Source organism: Vibrio sp. Vb0349 (genome assembly GCF_033338975.1).
On the sequence record NZ_JAWOTS010000106.1, the window covers coordinates 1 to 1,772 of the forward strand.

1 protein-coding gene is annotated in these 1,772 nt (G+C 45.9%); it reads left to right on the top strand.

Annotation, left to right across the window (positions count from 1 at the left end):
- A partial coding sequence (gene speC, locus R7Q47_RS23610; protein WP_318089547.1) for an ornithine decarboxylase occupies positions 1 to 1,772 on the top strand: 1,772 nt, incomplete at both ends.

Consider the following 1,772-nt stretch of genomic DNA (forward strand, 5'->3'; position numbering starts at 1 on the left):
AATTTAATCGTCATTTACAACCTTTAGAGCAAGTTGAATTAACCGACGTTGGTGCGGCTATTATTACTTCAGCAGACATTAAAGCAGGTCTGCATAAAATGATTTCTGAAACGGGTTACGGTATTCCAGTTTTCTTAGTAACGGATGAAAACCCAGTTTCGGCAGAAGATTACGTTTGGCTAACTGGCGTTATCGATTTAGAAAGACAATCTATTGAGTACTACTGTCGTCAAATCAACGAAGCAGTAACCAAGTACGAATGTCGTCTGCTTCCTCCTTTCTTCAAGCAATTAACGCACTATGTTGAGATGGGTAACTCAGCGTTTGACTGTCCGGGACACCAAGGTGGTCAGTTCTTCAAAAAACACCCAGCTGGTAAACAATTCTACGATTTCTTCGGCGAAAACCTGTTCCGTAGTGACTTGTGTAACGCGGACGTGGATTTAGGTGACTTGCTGATCCACGAAGGTTCTGCACACCAAGCGCAAGCGCACGCTGCAAAAGTATTTAACGCGGACAAAACTTACTTCGTACTCAACGGTACTTCTGCTTCAAACAAAGTGGTGTGTAACGCGCTAGTAACTGAAGGTGATTTGGTACTGTTCGACCGTAACAACCACAAATCGAACCACCACGGTGCGTTAATCCAAGCGGGTGGTATGCCAGTTTACTTAGAAACGGCGCGTAACCCTTGGGGCTTCATCGGTGGTATGGATGAGCACTGTTTCGATGAAGAATACATTCGTGCTCAAATCGCGAAAGTGGATCCAGAACGTGCACGCGATGAACGTCCTTTCCGTCTTGCTATTATCCAGCTTGGTACTTACGACGGTACTATCTACAACGCTCGTTACGTGATGGATAAGATCGGTCATCTTTGTGACTACATCCTGTTTGACTCTGCGTGGGTTGGTTACGAGCAGTTCATCCCTATGATGAAAGACTGTTCACCACTGCTGCTGGATTTGAAACCAGAAGACGCAGGTGTGATCGTGACTCAGTCTGTTCACAAACAACAAGCTGGCTTCTCTCAAACATCGCAAATCCACAAAAAAGACCGCCATATCAAAGGTCAAGCTCGTTACTGTAACCACAAACGCTTTAACAACGCGTTTATGATGCACGCATCGACTTCACCATTCTACGCACTGTTCTCTGCGCTTGATGTGAACGCGAAGATCCACGATGGCGAAGCAGGTCTGCGTTTATGGCGTGATGCGGTTAAGACTGGTATCGAAGCGCGTAAAGAAATCCTTAAGAGTTGTGAATTGATTCGTCCGTTCATTCCAGACGAAGTCGACGGTCAACCTTGGGGCAGCTACGACACTGACGTGATCGCAACGAACAAGAAATTCTTCATGTTTGAGCCAAACGCAAGCTGGCACAAATTTGAAGGTTACGGTGAAGGTCAATACTTCGTTGACCCATGTAAATTGTTGCTAACTACTGCGGGTATTGCAGAAGACGGCAGCTACGCAGATTTCGGTATTCCTGCAACGCTATTGGCGAACTTCCTTCGTGAAAACGGCATCATCCCTGAGAAGTGCGACTTGAACTCTATCTTGTTCCTACTCACTCCTGCGGAAGATATGGGTAAGATCCGTCACCTTGTGGCTCAAATTAACCGATTCGAAAAATTCATCCGTGATGATGCCCGTTTAAGGATCGTACTTCCAAGCGTCTACGAAGCGAATAAAGAACGCTACCGTGGCTACACCATCCGTCAGCTATGTCAGGAAATGCATGACATGTACAAAGAGCTGAACGTGAAA